This is a genomic window from Variovorax paradoxus, from assembly GCF_030815975.1.
Lineage (GTDB): Bacteria > Pseudomonadota > Gammaproteobacteria > Burkholderiales > Burkholderiaceae_C > Variovorax > Variovorax paradoxus_N.
In genome coordinates this window covers 139,216-157,989 of sequence record NZ_JAUSXL010000001.1, presented here as the reverse complement: position 1 = coordinate 157,989, position 18,774 = coordinate 139,216, and the positions used below count along the sequence as shown (strand labels likewise).

General features: G+C 66.8%; 10 protein-coding genes. 8 read left to right on the top strand and 2 right to left on the bottom strand.

Annotation, left to right across the window (positions count from 1 at the left end; genetic code table 11):
* The first annotated feature begins 206 nt into the window (after positions 1-206).
* The 7 genes from QFZ47_RS00695 (at position 207) to QFZ47_RS00665 (ending at position 17,160) form a co-directional block, all read left to right on the top strand.
* Entirely contained in the window at positions 207-10,499 is a 10,293-nt protein-coding gene (locus QFZ47_RS00695) for a VCBS domain-containing protein (protein ID WP_307653789.1), read from the top strand.
* A 52-nt stretch (positions 10,500-10,551) separates the two neighbouring features.
* Positions 10,552-12,288: a type I secretion system permease/ATPase gene (locus tag QFZ47_RS00690; RefSeq protein WP_307653788.1), complete on the top strand. Its 1,737-nt coding sequence runs from the start codon at positions 10,552-10,554 to the stop codon at positions 12,286-12,288.
* The gene (locus QFZ47_RS00685; RefSeq protein ID WP_307653787.1) at positions 12,285-13,622 is read left to right on the top strand and encodes an HlyD family type I secretion periplasmic adaptor subunit; all 1,338 of its coding nucleotides are present in this window, start codon (positions 12,285-12,287) and stop codon (positions 13,620-13,622) included. Before QFZ47_RS00690 ends, QFZ47_RS00685 begins: the two co-directional genes overlap by 4 nt.
* 187 nt (positions 13,623-13,809) lie before the next feature.
* Positions 13,810-14,484, top strand: a complete 675-nt coding sequence (locus QFZ47_RS00680) for a response regulator (protein WP_307653786.1) — start codon at positions 13,810-13,812, stop codon at positions 14,482-14,484.
* The gene (locus QFZ47_RS00675) at positions 14,471-15,862 is read left to right on the top strand and encodes a sensor histidine kinase (RefSeq protein WP_307653785.1); all 1,392 of its coding nucleotides are present in this window, start codon (positions 14,471-14,473) and stop codon (positions 15,860-15,862) included. Before QFZ47_RS00680 ends, QFZ47_RS00675 begins: the two co-directional genes overlap by 14 nt.
* A gap of 154 nt (positions 15,863-16,016) precedes the next feature.
* The gene (locus QFZ47_RS00670; protein WP_307653784.1) at positions 16,017-16,712 is read left to right on the top strand and encodes a TerC family protein; all 696 of its coding nucleotides are present in this window, start codon (positions 16,017-16,019) and stop codon (positions 16,710-16,712) included.
* A 13-nt stretch (positions 16,713-16,725) separates the two neighbouring features.
* The gene (locus QFZ47_RS00665) at positions 16,726-17,160 is read left to right on the top strand and encodes a universal stress protein (protein ID WP_307653783.1); all 435 of its coding nucleotides are present in this window, start codon (positions 16,726-16,728) and stop codon (positions 17,158-17,160) included.
* Between the two features lie 69 nt (positions 17,161-17,229).
* Here the strand turns inward: QFZ47_RS00665 and QFZ47_RS00660 are convergent, their stop codons facing one another.
* Together QFZ47_RS00660 and QFZ47_RS00655 are read right to left on the bottom strand one after the other, a co-directional pair.
* Positions 17,230-17,649: a DUF6766 family protein gene (locus QFZ47_RS00660; RefSeq protein ID WP_307653782.1), complete on the bottom strand. Its 420-nt coding sequence runs from the start codon at positions 17,647-17,649 to the stop codon at positions 17,230-17,232.
* Positions 17,646-18,089, bottom strand: coding sequence for a low affinity iron permease family protein (locus tag QFZ47_RS00655; RefSeq protein WP_307654349.1), 444 nt, complete (start codon positions 18,087-18,089; stop codon positions 17,646-17,648). Before QFZ47_RS00655 ends, QFZ47_RS00660 begins: the two co-directional genes overlap by 4 nt.
* Positions 18,090-18,283: 194 nt before the next feature.
* On the opposite strand from QFZ47_RS00655, the gene QFZ47_RS00650 reads away from it, so the two are divergent.
* Positions 18,284-18,772, top strand: a complete 489-nt coding sequence (locus QFZ47_RS00650; RefSeq protein WP_307653781.1) for a DUF2231 domain-containing protein — start codon at positions 18,284-18,286, stop codon at positions 18,770-18,772.
* The last annotated feature ends 2 nt before the right edge of the window (positions 18,773-18,774 follow it).

Genomic DNA, 18,774 nt, shown 5'->3' with positions numbered 1-18,774 from the left:
GTGACTGCCCGCATGCCCGTTCGGGCGGATGCCTGGGCAGGGCAAAAGTACCAGGCTTTCCAGGGGCGCCCCAGGGCTTATCGATAGAGAAGGAAGGACATTCCCTCCATGTGCTCGCATCGCTCGCGCGATCTAATTTGCGAACAGAAGGAATACACGGTCGAGATCGGCCTGCGTCGGCCTTCTGGCGTTCACCAAGGAAGCACATGACCACGATTACCGGCTCCAACGGCAATGATCTTCTCACCGGCACAGCCGGCAGCGACACCATCAACAGCGGCAATGGGGATGACAGCGTCAACGGCGGAGCCGGGAACGATTCATTGAACGGCGGTGCGGGAGACGACACGCTCGACGGCGGCAGCGGCAGCGATCAACTCAACGGCGGATCGGGGACCGACACCCTGATCTACAACGTGAGCGAGAACATCGCAGCGGGCACCAAGGACGTGTACACCGGCGGGGCGGGCGTCGATACGCTTCAGCTCCAGTTCACGCGGGCGCAGTGGCTGGACTCTTCCACCCAGACTCAGATCGCCGCCTATCTGGCCCATCTTGCGGCGGTGACCAATGCCAGGACCGGCGAGGTTTCCAACGGCTCGGCCAGCGATTTCGTTTTCAGCTTCGGGTCGTCCACGCTGACCGTCCAGATGACCGAAGCCCTGAGAATCCTTGTGGACGGGGTCGAGATGAATCCGGCCAACGAGGCGGTGACGGCGCTGGGCGATGCGGGCACCACGACCGAAGACGGCCCGGGGATCCAGATCCATGTGCTGCAGAACGATCTGGTTCCCGACCTGGTCAAGAGCTTGACGCTGGCCTCGGCCCCCACCCACGGGACGGCGACGCTTGTACAGCCCGCGATGGGCGATCCGTCGACCTGGTATTTCCAGTACCAGCCCCATGCAGCCGATTTCCAGCACCTGGCAGCGGGCGAGACCGCGACCGACACCTTCAGCTACGAGGTGAAGGACGCCGATGGCGGGACGGGGCTGGCCACGGTGACTGTCACCATCACCGGCACCAACGATGGTCCGGTGATCACAGCCCAGGACCTGGCGGGCGCGGTGAGCGAGCAGCTCGCACCGGCGGGCACGCTGAGCGACAGCGGCGTCATCGGCTTCAGCGACCTGGACCTGAGCGATGTGCACCTGGTGAGCGCCACGGGCACGCCGCTCGGCAGCGTGCTGGGCAGCCTGACAGCGGTCAAGAACAGCGACACCACGGGGACCGGCACGGGCGGCCAGCTCACCTGGACCTACACCGTGGACGCCACGGCCGTCGAATACCTGGCCGCGGGCCAGACCCGGGTCGAGAGCTTCACCATCACCGTGAACGACCAGCATGGCGGCATCGTCACCCGGCAGATCGACGTGACCATCACCGGCACCAACGACGTGCCGACGATCGGCGTGGCCGATGCCGCTGCGGCGGTGACCGAGGATGCGGCGGCGCCGACCCTGAGCGACAGCGGCACGATCACCTTCGACGACGCGGACCTGAGCGATGCGCACAGCGTCAGCGTGGCGGCCGGTCCAGGCAACACGCTGGGCGGGGTCCTGACGGCCGGCGTCAGCGATGCAGCCACAGGCGCGGGCGACGGCACGGTGAGCTGGAACTACAGCGTCGCCAACGCGGCCACGCAGTATCTGGCCCAGGGCCAGACGGCGACGGAAACCTTCACCGTCAGCATCGGCGATGGCCACGGCGGCATGGTCGATCAGCAGATCACCGTGACGGTGACTGGAACCAACGACGTGCCGGTGATTGGTGGGGTGGCCAGTGGCGCGGTCAGCGAGGAAGCCTCGACCCCGAACCTGAGCACCGGTGGTACGCTGACGATTGCCGATGTCGATCAGGGACAGTCGAACTTCGCGGCCCAGACCGGCACCGCCGGCAGCAACGGCTACGGCAGTTTCACGCTGGCGGCCGATGGCAACTGGACCTACACGGCCAACAATGGCCAGGGGGCGATCCAGCAGCTGGGTGCGGGTCAATCGATCAACGACAGTTTCACTGCTGTCTCGTCCGACGGGACCGCCAGCCGGTTGGTGACGGTGACCATCACTGGCACCAATGACGTGCCGGTGATCGGCGGGGCGGCCAGCGGTGCGGTGAGCGAGGATGCCTTGACCCCGAACTTGAGCACCGGCGGTGCGCTGACGATTGTCGATGTGGATGCAGGTCAGTCCAACTTCACAGTCCAGGCCGGCACTGCTGGCAGCAACGGCTACGGCAGTTTCACGCTGGCAGCCGACGGCACTTGGACTTATGCGGCCGACAACGGCCAAGCAGCGATCCAGCAGCTGGGCGCCGGCGAGTCGATCAGCGACAGCTTCACTGCAGTTTCCTTCGACGGCACGGCGAGCCAGCTGGTGACGGTGACCATCACTGGTACCAATGACGTGCCGGTGATCGGCGGCGTCGCCAGTGGCGTGCTGAGCGAGGACGCCTCGACACCAAACCTGAGCACCAGCGGTACGCTGACGATCGCTGATGTGGATGCGGGCCAGTCCAGCTTTACAGCCCAGGCTGGCACCGTCGGCAGCAACGGCTACGGCAGCTTCGCGCTGGCGGCCGACGGCAACTGGACCTACACGGCCGACAACAGCCAGGCGGCGATCCAGCAGCTGGGCGCGGGTCAATCGATCAGCGAGAGCTTCACCGCTGTGTCGTCCGATGGAACGGCTAGCCAGCTCGTGACGGTGACCATCACTGGCACCAACGACGTGCCGGTGATTGGCGGGGTGGCCAGCGGTGCGCTGAGCGAGGATGCCTCGGCGCCGAACCTGAGCACCAGCGGTGCGCTGACGATTGTGGATGTGGATGCGGGCCAGTCGAACTTCGCGCTTCAAGCGAGCACTGCCGGCAGCAACGGCTATGGCAGTTTCACGCTGGCGGCCAATGGCAACTGGACCTACACGGCCAACAACGGCCAAGCGGCGATCCAACAGCTGGGCGCAGGCCAATCGATCATCGACAGCTTTACCGCCGTGTCCTCCGACGGCACGGCCAGCCAACTCGTGACGGTGACCATCACCGGCACCAATGACGTGCCGGTGATCGGTGGCGTTGCGAGCGGCGCGCTGAGCGAGGATGCCTCGACACCGAACCTGAGCACGGGCGGTGCGCTGACGATCGCCGATGTCGACCAAGGCCAGTCGAACTTCGCGGCCCAGGCCGGCACCGCCGGCAGCAATGGCTACGGCAGCTTCGCACTGGCGGCCAACGGCACCTGGACTTATGCGGCCGACAACAGCCAAGCCGCGATCCAACAGCTGGCCGCAGGTCAATCGATCAGCGACAGCTTCACTGCAGTCTCGTCCGACGGGACAGCCAGCCGGGTGGTGACCGTGACCATTACCGGCACCAACGACGTGCCGGTGATCGGCGGGGTGGCCAGTGGCGCGCTGAGCGAGGATGCCTCGACACCGAACCTGAGCACTGGTGGTTCGCTGACGATTGCCGATGTCGACCAAGGCCAGTCGAACTTCGCGCCTCAAGCCAGCACTGCTGGCAGCAGCGGCTACGGCAGTTTCGCGCTGGCAGCCGACGGCACTTGGACTTATGCGGCCGACAACAGCCAAAGCGCGATCCAGCAGCTAGGCGCGGGTCAATCGATCAGCGATAGCTTCACTGCGGTGTCGTTCGACGGGACCGCCAGCCAAGTGGTGACCGTGACCATTACCGGCACCAACGACGTTCCGGTGATTGGCGGGGTGGCCAGCGGCGCGCTGAGCGAGGATGCCTCGACACCGAACCTGAGCACCGGTGGTGTGCTGACGATTGCCGATGTGGATGCGGGCCAGTCCAGCTTCGCGGCCCAGGCTGGCACCGTCGGCAGCGATGGCTACGGCAGCTTCAACTTGCTGGCTGATGGCAGCTGGAGCTACAGCGCCAACAACAGCCAGGCGGCGATCCAGCAGCTGGGCGCAGGCCAATCGATCAGCGATAGCTTCACTGCGGTGTCGTTCGACGGGACCGCCAGCCAAGTGGTGACCGTGACCATTGCCGGCACCAACGACGTTCCGGTGATTGGCGGGGTGGCCAGCGGCGCGCTGAGCGAGGATGCCTCGACACCGAACCTGAGCACCGGTGGTGTGCTGACGATTGCCGATGTGGATGCGGGCCAGTCCAGCTTCGCGGCCCAGGCTGGCATCGTCGGCAGCGATGGCTACGGCAGCTTCGACTTGCTGGCTGATGGCAGCTGGAGCTACAGCGCCAACAACAGCCAGGCGGCGATCCAACAGCTGGGCGCTGGACAATCAATCAGCGACAGCTTCACTGCCGTGTCCTCCGACGGCACGGCCAGCCAACTGGTGACGGTGACCATCATGGGCACCAATGACGTGCCGGTGATTGCTGGTGTGGCCAGCGGCGCAGTGCAGGAAGACGTTGCGGTTTCCGGGAGCAGCCTCGCGGCCAGCGGCGCGCTGACGATCATCGATGTGGATGCAGGCCAGTCCAACTTCGCGGCCCAGGCCGGCACTGCCGGCAGCAGTGGCTACGGCAGCTTCAACTTGCTGGCTGATGGCAGTTGGACCTACACGGCCGACAACAGTCAGACGGTGATCCAGCAGCTGGCCGCGGGTCAATCGATCAGCGAGAGCTTCACCGCAGTCTCCTTCGACGGCACGGCCAGCCAGCTGGTGACGGTGACCATCACTGGCACCAACGACGTTCCGGTGATCGGTGGGGTGGCCAGCGGTGCGGTGAACGAGGATGTCTCGACGCCGAATCTGAGCACCAGTGGCGCGCTGACGATTGCCGATGTGGATGCGGGCCAGTCCAGCTTTACAGCCCACGCCGGCGTCGCTGGCAGCAACGGCTACGGCAGTTTCACGCTGGCAGCCGACGGCAACTGGACCTACACGGCCGACAACAGCCAAGCAGCGATCCAGCAGCTTGGTGCCGGCCAATCGATCAACGACAGCTTTACTGCAATCTCGTCCGATGGGACGGCCAGCCAAGTGGTGACGGTAACGATCACTGGCACCAACGACGTGCCGGTGATTGGCGGCGTTGCGAGCGGCGCAGCGCAAGAAGACGTTGCGGTGTCCGGTGGCAGCCTCGCGACCAGCGGTGCGCTGACGATCGCCGATGTGGATGCGGGCCAGTCCAGCTTCACGCCCCAAGCAAGCACCACTGGCAGCAACGGCTACGGCAACTTCGCGCTGGCGGCCGATGGCAACTGGACCTACACCGCCGACAACAGCCAGGCGGCGATCCAGCAGTTGGGCGCGGGTCAATCGATCAGCGAGAGCTTCACCGCGGTGTCCTCCGACGGCACGGCCAGCCAACTTGTGACCGTGACCATTACCGGCACCAACGACGTTCCGGTGATCGGCGGCGTTGCGAGTGGCGCGGTCGGCGAGGATGCCTCGGCACCGAACCTGAGCACCAGCGGTGCGCTGACGATCGCCGATGTGGATGCAGGACAGTCCAGCTTCACAGCCCAGGCCGGCACTGCCGGCAGCAACGGCTACGGCAGCTTCGCGCTGGCGGCTGACGGCAACTGGACCTACACGGCCGACAACAGCCAAAACGCGATCCAGCAACTGGGCACTGGTCAATCAATCAGCGACAGCTTCACCGCTGTGTCGTCCGATGGAACGGCTAGCCAGCTCGTGACCGTGACCATCACAGGCACTAACGACGTTCCGGTGATTGGCGGCGTAGCCAGTGGTGCGGTGAGCGAAGATGCCTCGACGCCGAACCTGAGCACCGGCGGTGCGCTGACGATCGCCGATGTCGATGCAGGACAGTCCAGCTTCACAGCCCAGGCCGGCGCCGCCGGCAGCAACGGCTACGGCAGTTTCACGCTGGCAGCCGACGGCACTTGGACTTATGCGGCCGACAACAGCCAAGCAGCGATCCAGAAGCTGGGCGCCGGCGAGTCGATCAGCGACAGCTTCACTGCAGTTTCCTTCGACGGCACGGCGAGCCAGCTCGTGACGGTGACGATCACCGGCACCAACGACGTGCCGGTGATCGGCGGCGTTGCGAGCGGCGCGCTGAGCGAGGATGCCTCGACCCCGAACCTGAGCACGGGCGGTGCGCTGACGATCGCCGATGTCGATGCAGGGCAGTCCAGCTTCACAGCCCAGGCCGGCACCGCCGGCAGCAATGGCTACGGCAGCTTCGCACTGGCGACCAATGGCAACTGGACCTACACGGCCAACAATGGCCAGGCGGCTATCCAGCAGCTGGCCGCGGGCCAGTCGATCAGCGATAGCTTCAGTGCGGTGTCGTTCGACGGGACCACCAGCCAGGTGGTGACCGTGACCATTACCGGCACCAACGACGTTCCAGTGATCGGCGGCGTCGCCAGCGGTGCGGTGAGCGAAGATGCCTCGACGCCGAACCTGAGCACCGGCGGTGCGCTGACGATCGCCGACGTGGATGCGGGCCAGTCGAACTTCGCACCCCAAGAGAGCACCGCTGGCGGCAGCGGCTACGGCAGTTTCGCGCTGGCAGCCGACGGCACCTGGACCTACACGGCCGACAACAGCCAAGCAGCGATCCAGCAGCTGGGCGCCGGCGAGTCGATCAGCGACAGCTTCACTGCAGTTTCCTTCGACGGCACGGCGAGCCAGCTCGTGACGGTGACCATCACCGGCACCAACGACGTGCCGGTGATCGGCGGCGTTGCGAGCGGCGCGGTGAACGAGGACGCCTCGACACCGAACTTGAGCACCAGCGGCGCGTTGACGATTGCCGATGTCGATCAAGGACAGTCGAACTTCGCGGCCCAGACCGGCACTGCCGGCAGCAATGGCTACGGCAGCTTCGCGCTGGCGACCGATGGCAACTGGACCTACACGGCCGACAACAGCCAAAGCGCGATCCAGCAACTGGGCGCCGGCCAGTCGCTCAGTGACAGCTTCACCGCGGTGTCGTCCGACGGCACGGCCAGCCAACTTGTGACCGTAACCATTACCGGGACCAACGACGTTCCGGTGATCGGCGGCGTTGCGAGCGGCGCGGTCGGCGAGGATGCCTCGGCACCGAACTTGAGCACCAGCGGCGCGCTGACGATCGCCGATGTGGATGCAGGACAGTCGAACTTCGCGGCCCAGACCGGCACCGCCGGCAGCAACGGCTACGGCAGCTTTACATTGGCAGCCGACGGCAACTGGACCTACGCCGCCAACAACAGCCAGGCGGCGATCCAGCAACTGGGCGCGGGTCAATCGATCAGCGAGAGCTTCACCGCGGTGTCGTCCGACGGTACGGCCAGCCAGCTCGTGACCGTGACGATTACCGGGACCAACGATGTGCCGGTCATCGGCGGCGTTGCCAGCGGCGCGGCGCAAGAAGATATTGCGGTGGCGGGGGGCAGCCTCGCGACCAGCGGTGCGCTGACGATCGCTGATGTGGATGCGGGCCAGTCGAACTTCGCGCCCCAAGCGAGCACCGCTGGCGGTAACGGCTACGGCAGTTTCACGCTGGCAGCCGACGGTAACTGGACCTACACGGCCGACAACAGCCAAGCAGCAATCCAACAGCTGGCAGCAGGTCAATCGATCAGCGACAGCTTCACTGCAGTGTCGTTCGACGGGACCGCCAGCCAAGTGGTGACCGTGACCATTACCGGCACCAACGACGTGCCGGTGATCGGCGGGGTGGCCAGTGGCGCGCTGAGCGAGGATGCCTCGACACCGAACCTGAGCACCGGCGGTGCGCTGACGATTGCCGATGTCGACCAAGGCCAGTCGAACTTCGCGCCTCAAGCGAGCACTGCTGGCAGCAGCGGCTACGGCAGCTTCAACTTGCTGGCTGATGGCAGTTGGACCTACACGGCCAACAATGGTCAGGCGGCGATCCAGCAGCTGGGCGCGGGTCAATCGATCAGCGACAGCTTCACCGCGGTGTCCTCCGACGGCACGGCCAGCCAACTTGTGACCGTGACCATTACCGGGACCAACGACGTTCCGGTGATCGGCGGCGTTGCGAGCGGCGCGGTCGGCGAGGATGCCTCGGCACCGAACTTGAGCACCAGCGGCGCGCTGACGATCGCCGATGTGGATGCAGGACAGTCGAACTTCGCGGCCCAGACCGGCACCGCCGGCAGCAACGGCTACGGCAGCTTTACATTGGCAGCCGACGGCAACTGGACCTACGCCGCCAACAACAGCCAGGCGGCGATCCAGCAACTGGGCGCGGGTCAATCGATCAGCGAGAGCTTCACCGCGGTGTCGTCCGACGGCACGGCCAGCCAGCTCGTGACGGTGACCATCACTGGCACTAACGATGTTCCGGTGATCGGCGGCGTCGCGAGCGGTGGGGTGAGCGAGGATGCCTCGACACCGAACCTGAGCACTGGTGGTGCGCTCACGATTGCCGATGTCGACCAAGGCCAGTCGAACTTCGCGCCGCAGGCGAGCACCGGCGGCAGCAACGGCTACGGCAGCTTCGCGCTGGCGGCCAATGGCAACTGGACCTACACGGCCAACAATGCCCAGGCGGCGATCCAGCAGCTGGCCGCAGGCCAATCGATCAGCGACAGCTTCACTGCAGTCTCGTCCGACGGGACAGCCAGCAGGGTGGTGACCGTGACCATCGCCGGCACCAACGATGCACCGGTCCTGAGTGCTGCCGCGACACCCGCTCTGGGGTCGGTCAACGAGGATGCCGGCGGACCGATCGGGGCCGTCGGGACGCTCGTAACGAGCTTGGTGAATCTGAATCCGCCGGTCGGCGGCCTCGACAACGTGACCGACGCGGACAACGGCGCCATCACCGGCATCGCATTGACGGGCGTGAATGCCACCAACGGAAGCTGGTGGTATTCCACCAACGGCGGCGCCAACTGGGCGGCCGTGGGGCCGGTGTCGAACTCTTCGTCACTGCTGTTGGCCGCGGACGCGAACACGCGTGTCTACTTCCAGGCGAATTCGAACTTCAGCGGGACGGTCAGCGATGGCATCACCTTCCGCGCCTGGGACCAGACGAGCGGCGTGGCTGGCACCACGGTGAGCACCGTGACGAATGGAGGAAGCTCTGCGTTCTCGAGCGCCACCGACACGGCAAGCCTCACAGTCAGCGCGGTGAACGACAACCCGGTCGCCGCGGCCGACAGGATCATCGTATCGAGCAGCACGCTCGTCACGCTGTCGGTGAGTTCGCTGCTCGGCAACGACACCGACATCGACGGTCTCGCCTTGACGATCACCAGCGTCGGCAGCGCGGTCGGAATTTCCGGCCTGACCCTGAACGCCGCCAACGGGACGATCAGCTTTACCAGCGGCAACACGGCGGGCGCCACGGCCGGCAGTTTCCAGTACACCGTGTCGGACGGCGCGGGGGGCACCACCACGGCGACGGCGACGGTTGACGTCAGAGCCGTGTCCACTGGAAACGGCGCCGACACGATCGATCTCAGCGCGACCGGCACGTACCAGGCCTCCTACATCGATGGCCGCGGCGGTACCGACGAGCTGACGGGTGGTGCGGCCGGTGACATCTTCATCGGGGGGACCGGCAACAGTGCCGACACGCTGACTGGCTCCGCTGGCAACGACCTTCTGGTCGGTGGCGACGGCAACGACACGCTGTCGGGGGGCGGTGGCAACGATGTGCTGCGAGGCGGCGTCGGCAGCAACGATTCGATGGACGGCGGCGCCGGCAGCGAGGACCTGCTCGACTTCTCGGACGGGAGCGTGGCGGTCAATTTCACGCTGGTCCAGAGTGCGGTGTTGACCAGCATCGCCAACGGCACCGGCGGACTCGGCAACAACGACGAATACCAGAACATCGAAGGCGTGATCGGCACCAGCCTGGCCGACACCCTCACCGGCAGCACCTCGAACGACATCCTCCGCGGCGGCGCCGGAAACGATACGCTCGACGGTGCGGGCGGCGCAGACCTGCTCGACTTTTCGGACGGCACAGCCGGGCTCACGTTCACGTTGACGCAAAGCAGCAGCACGACAAGCTTCAATGCCAGCGCCGCCGGGCTCGGCACCGACGGCTACAAGAACTTCGAGGGCGTCATCGGCACGGCCTTCGCCGACACGATTACCGGTTCGGCGTCGGCCGACCAGTTGCGCGGCGGCGGCGGCAACGATGCGATCAGCGGCCTTGCGGGCGACGACCGCATCGTCGGCGGGACCGGCGCCGACATACTTACCGGTGGGGCGGACAACGACACCTTCGTCTTCGACTCGGCACCCAACGCAGTGGACTCGGTCACCGACTTCAATGCTTCGGGATCGGCGGCGAGCGGCGACGTGATCGAGCTGTCGCTCGGAACCTTCACGGCAATCACCACCGCAAGCGGCAGCACGCTGTCCGCATCCGAATTCGCGTCCTCGAACGGCGGTGGCGCGGGAGACACGGTGGGCGCGGGCGTGCATGTGATCTACGACAGCGCGACGGGCAACCTGTACTACGACTCCGACGGCCTGGGCGTCGCCAACCGCACACTGGTGGCGACATTGACGCTGAGCAATCCGGCCGACACCTTCGACAGCAACGACATCAAGGTCGGCCTGTGAGCTTTCGCCTGCCGCCTGTGGATGCAGGCGGCGGCACACGAGAGACATCGACATGAAGCCTCTTCTCCAGCTTCTCCGGCGACCGCTACTTTTTGTCGCAGGCTTCTCTTTCTTCGTGAACCTGCTGCTGCTCGCCCCCGCGCTCTTCATGCTGCAGGTGTTCGACCGCGTGCTGACAAGCCAAAGCCGGGAGACGCTGCTGGTGCTGCTGCTTGGCGTGGCGGTGGCGCTCGGCCTGATGCTGATGCTGGATTACCTGCGCAGCCGGCTGCAGGGTGTCGCGGGCAACCTGATCGCCGAGCAGCTGTCGCCGACGGTGGCCAAGGTCATGCTGGCCAGATCGGCGCACCGTGCCGAGCGTGTGCCGTCCGAAGGGCTGCGCGACGTCGCGGCGCTGCGCAACCTGTTCTCGGCCCAGGGGCTGCTGGCGCTGTTCGATGCACCCTGGGCCTTCGTCTACGTCGCCGTCATCTGGCTGGCCCATCCGCTGCTGGGCATGGCGGCCGCGGGTGCGTCCTTGCTGATGCTCCTCCTCGCCGTGGTGAACGACCGCGCCACGCGCCGCGGCATCGAAGCGCTGCAGAAGGAAGCCGCCAAGGCCACGCGCTACCTCGAATCCTCGATGCAGAACGCCGAGGTGGCGCAGTCGCTCGGCATGGGCGACGCGCTGGTCGGGCGCTGGCGGCATCTCAACGCCGGGGTGACCGCGCTGCAGGGTCCGACCGCACGCAAGTCGGTGGCGATCGCGGCGCTGACGCGCACCACGCGCCAGGCAGTGCAGGTCCTGCTGCAGGCGCTCGGCGCCTACCTCGTCATCACCGGCGAAGGCACGCCGGGCATCCTGGTGGCCTGCACCATCCTGCTGGGCCGGGCGCTGGCGCCGGTGGAGCAGGTGGTGGGCAGCTGGCGCGTGCTGGCCGAGGGGCGCCTCGCGTTCGCGCGCCTGTCCGAACTGCTGGGTGCCGCCGAGCGCCAGCCGCAACGCATGGCGCTGCCGGCACCGAGCGGGCGGCTGCACGCACAGGGCCTGGTTTACCGGCCGCCGCAGAGCGAACGGATGATCCTGGCCGGCATCTCGCTGAGCCTGGAACCCGGCGAATCGCTGGCCATCCTCGGCCCCAGCGGGGCCGGCAAATCGACCCTGGTGCGCCTGCTCACCGGCCTGTGGACGCCCAACGCCGGCGTCGTGCGGCTCGACCACGTCGATCTGGCGCAATGGCCGCGCGAGCAGCTCGGGCCCTGGCTCGGCTACGTGCCGCAGGACGTCGAACTGTTTGCCGGCACCGTCGCCGAGAACATTGCGCGGCTGGGAGAGGTCGACTCGGAACAGGTGGTGCGGGCGGCGCAGCGTGCCGGCGTGCATGAGCTGATCCTGGCGCTGGAGCAGGGCTACGACACCGTGATCGACGCCAGCGGCGTGATGCTCTCGCCGGGGCAGCGCCAGCGCATTGCGCTGGCACGGGCGCTGTACGGCGACCCGAAGTTGCTGGTGCTGGATGAACCCAATTCAAATCTCGATGGTGCGGGTGAACTGGCGCTCGGGGAGGCGCTCAAGGCCCTGAACGGGCAAGTCACTGTGGTGGTGGTCACGCACCGCAGCACGCTGGTGCAGCACATGGACAAGATGCTGGTGCTGGACGCCGGCCGGGTGCAGCACTACGGCACGGTGGCGGAGGTCACGCAGGCGATGAAGCGGCCGGGCCAGAACACGGGCGGCGGGCAGGTCGTGGCGATGCCGCGCACGGGTCCTCTTCCTGCGCCCGCTGCGCCGCTGGAGAAGGTCTCATGAACGGCTCGATGCACGTGCTCGCTGCCAATGATCCGCTGGCGCCCCACGTCCGCGAGGCACGCCGCCTGACCGACTGGGGCATGACCGTGATCGTCGCCGGGCTGCTGCCGCTGGCCGCCTGGATGAGCTTCGCGCCGCTGTCCTCCGCCGTGGTGGCACAAGCGTATGTGAAGGTGGACCTGAACCGGCGCCCGGTGCAGCATGCCGAAGGCGGCATCGTGCGCGAGGTGCTGGTGCGCGATGGCCAGCATGTGCGGCAGGGGGAACCCTTGCTGGTGCTGGGCGATGTCTCGGTCGATGCCGACAGGAACCGGTTGGACCACCGCGTCAAGACCGAGCGCGCCAGCCTCGCGCGGCTCGACGCGGAGCAGACCATGGCGCGCGCGATCACCTTTCCGCCCGACGTGATGGAGACCGCGGCAAGCGATCCGCGCCTGGCCGAGCAGATGGCCAAGGAACGCTCGCTGTTCGATGCGCGGCGCGATGCGCTGGTGGGACAGACCGGGTTGCTGCGCTCGCAGCGCGAAAAGGTGGCCGAGGAAATCGTCGCGCTGCGCGCGCAGATCATGCAGGCGGGCGAGTCGATGAAGTTCCAGAAGGGCGATCTGGAGACCAACCGCAAGCTGCTCAAGGACGGCTTCATCTCGTCCGCGCGCATCGCGCAACTCGAAGGCACCGTGGCCGACTACGGCGTGAAGATCGAGGAGCGGCGCGCGGAACTGGCGCGCGCCCAGCAGCGCACGGTCGATGCCGATCTGCGCATCCGCTCGCTGGAGAACGACTACCGCCAGCAGGCAAGCGACCAGCTCAAGGTCACGGCCGCGCGGCTGGCCGAGATCGAACAGGAGCGGCGCAAGTCGGCCGACGCCTCGGCGCGCCAGGTGATCGTGGCGCCGGCCAGCGGCGAGATCATCGACCTGAAGTATTCAACGCCCGGCGCGGTGATCCCGCCTCGCGAGACCATTGCCGACGTGGTGCCGGACGACACCCGCCTGGTGACCGATGCGCGCGTCCGCCCCGAGGATATCGGCCGGATTCAGCGCGGGCAGTCGGCCGAGATCCGTTTCACGGCATTCAAGTACCGCACCACGCCACTGGTGCGCGGCAAGGTGGTCTATGTGTCGGGCGACCGCCTGATCGACCGTACGACCAGCGCGCCCTACTACTCGGTGCTGGTCGAGGCCGATGCGGATTCGCTCGCGACAGCGGGAGACCTGAAGCTGCTCGCCGGCATGCCCGCCGAGATCTACCTGCTGGGGGGCGAGCGCACTGCGCTCCAGTACCTGGTAGAGCCGGTCACCCAGGTGCTGCACCGCGCTGCGCGCGAGCGTTGAGGCGCGCAATGCGGCGTCGGCGACAGGCTCGAGCTTGCCGCTGCTCGACCCCGACCACGAAGAAGCGATGCCCAGGGGCGACCCCAACCTGGCCGCGAGCTACGCCTGCGCCTGAACCGGCGCCATCCGTTTCCCCCGGGGCATTGCGGTTAGCATATTCGGCTGCTTACCGCCGGGGCGAGAATCAATGCGGATACTGCTGGTAGAGGACGACAAGGTGCTGGCCGACGCGCTCTCGCGCGCGCTGGTGCAGTCCGCCCACGCGGTGGACATGGTCTCCACCGGCGAAGAGGCCGACCATGCGCTGGCGCTCGGCATCTACGACCTCGCGATCCTGGACATCGGCCTGCCCAAGCTGAGCGGGCTGGACGTGCTGCGGCGGCTGCGCGCGCGCAGGTCCACCATGCCGGTGCTGATGCTGACCGCCTTCGACACCCTGCAGGACCGCGTGCGCGGACTCGACCTGGGCGCCGACGATTACCTGGCCAAGCCCTTCGACCTGCCGGAGCTGGAAGCGCGCGTGCGGGCGCTGCTGCGCCGCGGTACCAACTCCACGCCTTTCCTCGAACACGGCCTGCTGCGCTTCGACACGGTGGGCCGCCGCGTGTTCTACGACAAGAAACCGCTCGATCTGTCGCCGCGCGAGCTCGCCGTGCTGGAACTGCTGATGATGCGCGAGGGGCGTGTCGTGGGCAAAGAGCAGATGGTCAACCATCTCTACGGGTGGGGCGACGAGGTCGGCGAAAACGCGATCGAGGTCAACGTCTACCGGCTGCGCAAGAAGCTCGAACCGCTCGGATGCGAGATCCGCACCGTGCGCGGCATGGGCTATCTGATGGACCGCGGCGATGCGCAAACCTGAGCCCAGGCTGCAGCGCAAGCTGCTGGCCTGGCTGCTCGGTCCGCTGGCCGTGCTGCTGGTGCTGGACACGGGCGCCGCCTACTGGAATTCGCTGCGTTTCTCCAACCTCGCCTACGACCGTGCGCTGTACGAGATCGGGCGCGAGATCGTGCTGCACGTGAAGCTCGATGGCATGCAGCCGCGGCTCGACCTGTCGGAGGCCGCGGGCAACATCCTGCTGCTCGACCAGGAAGACCTGCTCTTCTACCGCGTGGCGAGCGAGGACGGCAAGGCACTGGGCGGCGATGCGGAAATGCCGCCGCCGCGCGCCGGCGACCCCGCCAGGCCGCGCTTCTACCGCGACACGGTGCGCGGCGAGCCGGTGCGGATGCTGGTCGCCTCGATGCCCATCGGCGGCAACCCCGAGGCGCCGATGGTGCTGGTGCAGGTGGCGGAAACCCTGCACAAGCGCACGCATCTGGCGTGGGAGATGGTGGCCAACGTGGTGGTGCCGCAATTGCTGCTGATCGTGATGGCCACGGCGGTGGTCTGGTTCGGCGTCTCGCGCGGGCTCGAGCCGCTGCAGCGGCTGCGGCGCGCGGTGTCGGACCGCTCGCACCTGGACCTGAGCCCGATCGACATCCACGACGTGCCGGGCGAGGTGCGGCCGCTGGTGGACGAGGTCAACGAACTCATGGCGCGGCTCGGGCGCACCTTCGATTTCCAGAACCGCTTCGTGGCCGACGCCGCGCACCAGCTGAAGACACCCGTGAGCGGCCTGAAGGCGCAGATCGAGCTGGCGCTGCGGGAGAACGACCCCGAGCGCGTGCGCCATTCGCTCGCGCAGCTGTACATCAGCGCCGACCGGCTCTCGCGGCTGGTGCGCCAGCTGCTTTCGCTCGCGCGCAACGAGCCCGGCGCGCTCGATGCCATGCAGCTGCAGCCGCTCGACCTGAATGCCTACGCGCTGGAGGTCAGCATGGACTGGGTGCCGCAGGCCCTCAAGCGCGACATCGACCTGGGCTTCGAAGGCGCCGGGCATCCGCTGGTGATCAACGCCGATCGCGACCGGCTGCGCGAGCTCATCAACAACCTGATCGACAACGCGGTGCGCTACAGCCAGGCGGGCGGCCGCGTGACCGTGCAGCTGGGCCAGAGCGACAACGACCAGTGCCGCCTGGCCATCAGCGACGACGGCCCGAGTGTGCCGGTGGAGGAGCGCGCGCGCATCTTCGAGCGCTTTCACCGCCTGCTCGGCACACAGGAGGACGGCAGCGGCCTGGGCCTGGCGATCGTCAGCGAAATCGCCACGCTGCACGGTGCGCGCATCACGCTGGAGGAAGACATTGACGGCGTGGGCAACACCTTCAGCGTCTTCTTCCCGCTGCGCGCGGCCTGAGCCTGCTGTCAGTGCTGCATCGGCCGGCTGTAAGCTGGCTGACAGCTGGCAGACAAGTTGCTGACAGCCAGCCGGCAGAAAGGTGACAGCGCAGCCCCGTAGCCTCGAACACGTCGGAACCGCAGTGGTTCCGCGTCCACTTCGAGGAGACACCATGTCGTTTTTGACCAGTCCGGATTTCTGGATTGCCCTGTCGCAGATCATCCTGATCAACATCGTCCTGAGCGGCGACAACGCCGTCGTCATCGCGATGGCCTCGCGCTCGCTGCCGCCCGCGCAGCAGAAAAAGGCGATCCTGTTCGGCAGCATGGGTGCCATCGTGCTGCGCGTGGTGCTGACCTTCTTTGCCGTCTACCTGCTGACGCTGCCGTACCTCAAGCTCGTGGGCGCCGCGCTGCTGTTCTGGATCGGTATCGGCCTGCTCAAGGGCGATGACGGCGAGGAGAACATGGAAGGCCACTCGAGCCTGGCCGCGGCCATCAAGACCATTGTGGTCGCCGACCTGGTCATGAGCCTGGACAACGTCGTCGGGGTCGCAGCCGCGGCCAAGGGCAACGTGCCGCTGCTGGTGTTCGGCCTCGTGATCAGCATTCCGCTGATCATCTTCGGCAGCACCCTGATCCTGAAGCTGATGGACCGCTTCCCGATCATCATCACCCTCGGGGCCGCCCTGCTGGGCTGGGTGGCCGGCGAAATGGCGATGTCGGATCCGTCCATCGCAGGTTGGGCCGCCAGCCAGCATGCGCTGCACACGATCGTGCCGGCGATCGGCGCCGTCTCCGTCGTGGTGATCGGCAAGTGGCTGACCAGCCGGCAACAGCAGCCGGAACCCGCCAACCAGTCGGCCTGAAGCAGGTGTCGGCGTGAGACGGCGCATTCTGGTCCCCATCGACCCGACCGAGCCGGCCCGCACGCGCTCGGCCATCGAGCAAGTCGTGCGCATCTGCCGGCAGGAGCCGGCGGCCGTGCGGCTCTTGCGGGTGCAACCCGCGGTTTCCGGCCACGTCGCGATGTTCTTCGACCCGCAGGAGCTGCGCGAGCTGCAGCAAAGCGCGGGCGCCGAGGAACTGCAGTTCGCGCAGAACCTGCTCGCGATGTCGGGCGTGTCCTGCAGCAGCACCGTGGCGATCGGCCGCAGCGCGGAGACCATCGTTGCGGCGGCGCGCGACTTCGGCTGCGACCGCATCGTCTTCGGCCGCGACGAGCCCAGCCTGGCGGGGCGGATCTTCGGCTCGCTCGCGCAGCAGGTGCGCCAGCTGCTCGGCGCGAGCGGCGACCTGCAAGTCATCGGCTCCTGACGCGGGGCCTGCCTCGGCGGCCTCGGCGCCGCCGCCGGCACGCTCAACGCACCGCCCGATTCGGGGCGATCACGACGCGCCTTCCTTGGCCAGCTTGGTCCAGCGCGAATCGGTGTGCCTGCCGGCATATTCCCGGTCGATCTCGTCGATCAGGACATCGGCGTTCTTCGGGTCCACCGCCGCCAGGATCGCGTCGATCTTGGCCTCCATGCGGTCGTCGCCCTCCTTGGACTGCGGCGAGCCGACATAGAGCAGGAAGGCCAGCCCGCCGATCTGCCAGAGCAGCTGCAGGAACTCCGACTGCCAGTTCTCCAGCGTGTCCCTCGACATCTGGATCAGATAGCCCGACATCTCCGGCGGCACGCCGAAATTCTTCTGCTCGTCCACATAGGCGAACCAGCCAAAGACCCAGTGGCCCACCAGCGACACAAGGAAGAAGCCGAGCGTGACCCAGCCATAGCCATACAGTTTCCAGATGGAATTTTTCATGCTTTGCTTTCTGTTGGAGTAGCTTCTTGTGGTGCGCCCTTGTGGCCGCGCCGCGCGCGCTCGTTGCGCGTGCGATCGAGCGCGGCATGGCTCTGCTTGGCCGCCGCCTCGCACTTCTCGTGCAGCTCGGCCAGTTCCTTGTCCGTGAGCTTCTCGATGCCCATGAACTCGTCGCCGGCGTTCGATGATCGGATCAGTTCGTCGAGCTTGGTCTGAAGCGCTGCGCCATCGCGGTTCTGCGTGTTCTGGATCAGGAACACCATCAGGAACGTGACGATGGTGGTGCCGGTGTTGATGGTCAGCTGCCAGTTCTCCGAAAAATGGAAGAAGGGGCCCGACACCGCCCAGGCAATCACCAGCGCGACGCACAGCAGAAAGGCGAGTGGACTTCCGGCTGCGCGCGCCGTGGCGTTGGCGAAGGATGCGAAGAACTTGTCCATGTCGCGCAGCGTGATGCGTTGCCAACTGCAGAGCGTCATCCAGCGCCGATAGAAGGGGTTTGAATTTTTCCCTTGCGCTTGTGAGACGGCAGCCGGCGGGTAGGAAAGTACCGACCCGCACTGGCGGCGGCGGCTTGCGCGGGCGCGGCGGCCATTGCCGCTCAGATGAAGGCTCAGGCAATGGAGGTGATCCCATGCATGCAAGAGTTCGTTTCCTCGGCCACTCGGTGCACCAGATGCTCGTGGTGTTTCCGCTCGGGCTGCTCGCCACAGCAGTGGTGTTCGACATCATTTACCTGGCGGGGCACAGCCAGGTCATGGCCGCCGTTTCGTACTGGCTGATCGCGGCCGGCCTGGTGGGCGGTGTGCTCGCCGCGCCTTTCGGAACCATCGACTGGCTCGGCATTCCGGCGGGCACCCGGGCCAAGCGCATCGGTGCCATGCACGGCGGTGGCAACGTGCTCGTCCTGCTCCTGTTCGTTGCGAGCTTTCTGCTGCGCGACCGCGACTATGCGCCGCAGCTGAGCCAGATGATGTGGTCCTTCGCAGGCGCGGCCCTCGCGATGGTCACGGCCTGGCTCGGCGGAGAGCTGGTGGACCGGTTGGGCATCGGTGTCGACGAAGACGCCGGCATGAACGCTTCGAGTTCGCTGCACAAGCGGCACGTGGCCGCGGGCAAGTAGGG

Excerpts from the sequence above, each read along its gene's own strand:
- QFZ47_RS00695 (WP_307653789.1), top strand. The coding sequence starts at position 207 with ATGACCACGATTACCGGCTCCAACGGCAATGATCTTCTCACCGGCACA.
- QFZ47_RS00690 (WP_307653788.1), top strand. The coding sequence starts at position 10,552 with ATGAAGCCTCTTCTCCAGCTTCTCCGGCGACCGCTACTTTTTGTCGCA.
- QFZ47_RS00685 (WP_307653787.1), top strand. The coding sequence starts at position 12,285 with ATGAACGGCTCGATGCACGTGCTCGCTGCCAATGATCCGCTGGCGCCC.
- QFZ47_RS00680 (WP_307653786.1), top strand. The coding sequence starts at position 13,810 with ATGCGGATACTGCTGGTAGAGGACGACAAGGTGCTGGCCGACGCGCTC.
- QFZ47_RS00675 (WP_307653785.1), top strand. The coding sequence starts at position 14,471 with ATGCGCAAACCTGAGCCCAGGCTGCAGCGCAAGCTGCTGGCCTGGCTG.
- QFZ47_RS00670 (WP_307653784.1), top strand. The coding sequence starts at position 16,017 with ATGTCGTTTTTGACCAGTCCGGATTTCTGGATTGCCCTGTCGCAGATC.
- QFZ47_RS00660 (WP_307653782.1), bottom strand. The coding sequence starts at position 17,649 with ATGAAAAATTCCATCTGGAAACTGTATGGCTATGGCTGGGTCACGCTC.
- QFZ47_RS00655 (WP_307654349.1), bottom strand. The coding sequence starts at position 18,089 with ATGGACAAGTTCTTCGCATCCTTCGCCAACGCCACGGCGCGCGCAGCC.
- QFZ47_RS00650 (WP_307653781.1), top strand. The coding sequence starts at position 18,284 with ATGCATGCAAGAGTTCGTTTCCTCGGCCACTCGGTGCACCAGATGCTC.